This window comes from Micromonospora sp. DT201, from assembly GCF_049841575.1.
Lineage (GTDB): Bacteria > Actinomycetota > Actinomycetes > Mycobacteriales > Micromonosporaceae > Micromonospora.
In genome coordinates this window covers 1-931 of record NZ_JBNCKP010000069.1, presented here as the reverse complement: position 1 = coordinate 931, position 931 = coordinate 1, and the positions used below count along the sequence as shown (strand labels likewise).

The following is a 931-nucleotide window of genomic DNA, read 5'->3' as shown; positions in this document are numbered from 1 at the left end:
GGCGGTTTCAAGCGGCGGTTGCAACCAGGTGTTTGTGGAGTACTTCGGCCGGATTATGCCAGTCGAGGGTTTTTCGTGGTCGTCCGTTGAGTTCTCGGGCGACGGCGTCGAGGTCGTCCTGGGTCCAGGTGCGGAAGTCGGTGCTGGAGCGGGGGAAGTACTGGCGTAGCAGGCCGTTGGTGTTTTCGTTGCTGCCGCGTTGCCACGGTGAGTGGGGGTCGCAGAAGTAGACCTTGCAGTCGGTGGCCAGGGTGAAGACAGGGTGGTAGATCATTTCGATGCCCTGGTCCCAGGTCAGGGTCTTACGCAGCTCCGCCGGCAGGCGGCGCATCAGTCCGGTGAGGGTGTCGATGACCTGTTCACTGACCCGCGATTCGGGCAGAGCGCCGAGCATCACATACCGGGTAGCGCGCTCGACCAGGGTGATGATCGCGCTGGAGCCTCGGGCACCGATGACCAGGTCACCTTCCCAGTGCCCCGGCACGGCCCGGTCTTCGACCTCGGCCGGGCGAGTCGAGATGTGAAAGTCACGCACCCACGGCCGGCCCCGCACCGCGCTGGCCTGCCGCGACTGCGTCCGACGCTGCGCCCGCCCCGAGCGCAACGCGACCTGCCGGGCCAGTTCTTGACGCATCCCACCCCGGGCCTGGAAGTAGATCGCCTGGTAGATCGTCTCGTGTGACACCCACATCTCCGGTCTGTCGGGGAATTCCCGCCGCAACGACCGGGCGATCTGCTGCGGCGAATGCCGCTGCGTCAGACGATCCCTGACCGTCTGCCACAACGGTGGCCACGCCCGCCCCCACCTCGGACGCAACTTCCCCTCACGAGGACGCCGCGCCCGCTCGTCCGCCTTGCCCTGAGCGTTTCGGTGACAGTACTTCCACCGATACACCCCACCCCACCCCTTCGGGTAGCCCACCCCCGCCAC

1 protein-coding gene is annotated in these 931 nt (G+C 66.7%); it reads right to left on the bottom strand.

Translation table 11 applies throughout. The annotated features are described in order from the left end of the window. Positions 1-7 precede the first annotated feature (7 nt). A partial coding sequence (locus tag ACLQ28_RS34435; RefSeq protein ID WP_425690436.1) for an IS30 family transposase occupies positions 8-931 on the bottom strand: 924 nt, incomplete at its 5' end.